Origin of the sequence: uncultured Brachyspira sp. (assembly GCF_944390845.1) — a bacterium.
Lineage (GTDB): Bacteria > Spirochaetota > Brachyspiria > Brachyspirales > Brachyspiraceae > Brachyspira > Brachyspira pulli.
In genome coordinates this window covers 1-2,861 of the sequence record NZ_CALXRM010000131.1, presented here as the reverse complement: position 1 = coordinate 2,861, position 2,861 = coordinate 1, and the positions used below count along the sequence as shown (strand labels likewise).

Here is a 2,861-nt window from a genome sequence, read left to right as displayed (position 1 = left end):
AGCAGCTTTAAGAAATGACTATGATATGGTTAAATTTTTAGTTGAAAAAGGTGCTGATGTAAATGCTAAAACACATTTTGAATATAGCTCAGTAGAAACTCCTCTATTACTCTCATTAGATAATGAAAATTCATCTGTTGCAGAATATTTAATAAATAATGGTGCTGATATAAATGTAACAAATGAGGATGGAGAGACACCTTTAATGTATGCTTCCAAAGTTCATAATATAAAAGTGATAGAACTTCTAATACAAAAAGGTGCTGATATAAATGCTTTCGATAATTATGGAAATACAGCCTTAATATATGGTGTAAATAATTTAGAAACAGTAAAATTATTAGTTGAAAACGGTGCTGATGTAAACTTTTATAAAGGAGGAAGTACTGCTTTAATATCAGCATGTGAGTATAGTCATGAAAGAAATATAGATGTAATAAAATATTTAGTTTCAAAAAATGCCAATATAAATGCCCAAGATAATGAAGGATACACAGCTTTAAATAAAACTCTTGATACTTCAGATGAAGGAAGTATTGATATACTAGACTTTGAAATAGCCAATTTTTTAATAGAGCAAGGTGCTGATGTAAACATAAAGAATAAACGAGAATATACTCCTTTGATATATCTTGGTATGGGTGAAGGTAATTTTAATAATAAAAGTTTTCAGGAATATCGTATAAAATTAGCTGAAGTTTTATTAGAAAAAGGTGCAGATATTAATGCTCAAGATTATGAAGGATACACTTCTTTAATGTGGGCTTGTGCATCATCAGGATCAAGGTTTGCTGAACCATTTGTTAAATTTCTAGTAGAAAAAGGAGCCGATGTAAATATAGAAGACGATCATGGAAATACTGCTTTAGATATAGCAAAAGATCTTAAACTTAGAAAAATTGCAGGTATTCTAAAAAAAGCTCAAAGAAATAGAAAGTAAATTTTGATGATTAAACTTGTAACTTTACATTTATAGTTAATTTAGTATAATAAAGTTATGAAAGATTTAGAAAAATTAAAACAAATATTAAATGAAACAGTTACAATAGATAATTTAAATAGAATTAATGACTATTTTATACGCTATTTATTTTCACATGAAGGCAATGAAAATATAGCTTTAAATTTCATTAATGCAGTATTTAAAGATTTAGACTTTGAAACTTTTAATAAAATTGAGATTTTAAATCCATTTAATATAGCAGAAAATTATGATGAAAAAGAGTCTATAGTTGATATCAAGGCTATCACAGAAAGTGGAATAACTGTATTAATAGAGATTCAGGCTAGAGGTAATGAAGATTTTATAAAAAGAGCCTTTATATTATTGGGCTTATAATTACAGCAGCAGTTTAAACAGAGGTTCTTTTTATGATGAATTAAAAGCAACTGTTAGTATAAATATTACAAACTTTATTCTTACAGATGAAGATAAAGTACATAGCTGTTATGTATTAAAAGAATTGAATAATAATAAAATTCTTACAGATCATTGTCAATTACATTTTCTAGAATTACCTAAATTCAATTTAAAAAATATTTCTGAAATAGAAAGTTTAGATAATATACATAAAGAATTCATTTCTTGGGTTAAATTTTTTAAGGGGGAAGATATGTCTATTTTAATGAAAGAAAATACTATATTTGAAGAAGTTGAAAAGAAATGCCGTACTTTTGTAAATAATACTCCTGTAATGGATAAATATAAAAAACGCGAAGTAGATACATATTTCTTTAATAAAAGCATAGAATTGGATTTAAAGAAAGCTAAAGAAGAGGGAATAATTGAAGGTGTAGAACGAGGTATAGAACAAGGCGAAAAAAATAAAGCAATATCTATAGCTAAAAACTTAAAAAATGCAGGAATAGATATAAAAATTATAAGCGAAAACACAGGATTGAGTGTAGAAGAAATAGAAAAACTATAACAAAAAAATTATGAGTATATGACAAATTCGCCGAAGGCGGACAGAGTCATTTGATATATACTTTCAGCGAATAATTTTTTATGAATATAGATAAATAAATAAAAATAAAACTATAATAAAAATTTCTTATTATAATAAACATCATTAAAAATCATAAAACAAATTCATTAATTTTATAAAATCCATTTTAATTGACAAAGTATAATAATTAATATATAATCCCGTATATACTTAGGGGGTATATATGAAAAATATTATTTACATTATTTCTATTTTTGTTTTAATAGCCTGCAGCGGCGGTAACAGCGGAAATACTAAACAAACAGAAAATACTCAAACTAATCAAACTCAAACAAATGAACAAGTATATATTAATCCAACAACTACAAATACTAATGAATATGTTCAAGTTACAAAAATGTATCCTATGTATTCTCAGACTTTCTTTTTAGCTGTACAATATAATAACATAGAAGGAGTTAAATCATATTTAGCTAAAGGAGCAAATCCAAATGCTCAAGATGAATACGGTTTTACAGCATTAATGTACGCTGCTTTAATGGGATATGATGATATAGCAAAATTACTTATAGAAGAAGGTACTGATGTCAATATTAAAGATAATGCAGGTGCTACAGCATTAATGTATGCTGCTAGAGATACAAATTATGAAATGGTTGAATTTTTATTAAAAAATGGTGCTGATGTAAACATTAGAGATACAGCAGGAGAAACTGCATTATATTATAGTATTAAGCATGATAGTTTCGGGCAAGAAAATGCTATAAAAATACTTAATTTATTAATAAAATACGGTGCTGATGTAAATACTAAAAACGATGAAGGAACATCTCTCCTTGATGTATCCTATAGAATTTCAGAATCTTTTGATAAAAATAAAGAAATGTTTAAAATATTAGTTGAAAATGGTTT

2 protein-coding genes and 1 pseudogene are annotated in these 2,861 nt (G+C 26.1%); all 3 read left to right on the top strand.

All coding sequences use genetic code 11. From position 1 onward, the window contains the following. Positions 1–940, top strand: a 940-nt coding sequence (locus Q0K52_RS14710) for an ankyrin repeat domain-containing protein (RefSeq protein WP_297300633.1), incomplete at its 5' end; no start/stop codon positions are given. A 57-nt stretch (positions 941–997) separates the two neighbouring features. Next, positions 998–1,928 (top strand): annotated as a pseudogene (locus Q0K52_RS14705) (Rpn family recombination-promoting nuclease/putative transposase). Positions 1,929–2,172: 244 nt separating this feature from the next. Beyond that, the coding region (locus Q0K52_RS14700) for an ankyrin repeat domain-containing protein (protein WP_297300632.1) at positions 2,173–2,861 on the top strand (689 nt) is incomplete at its 3' end.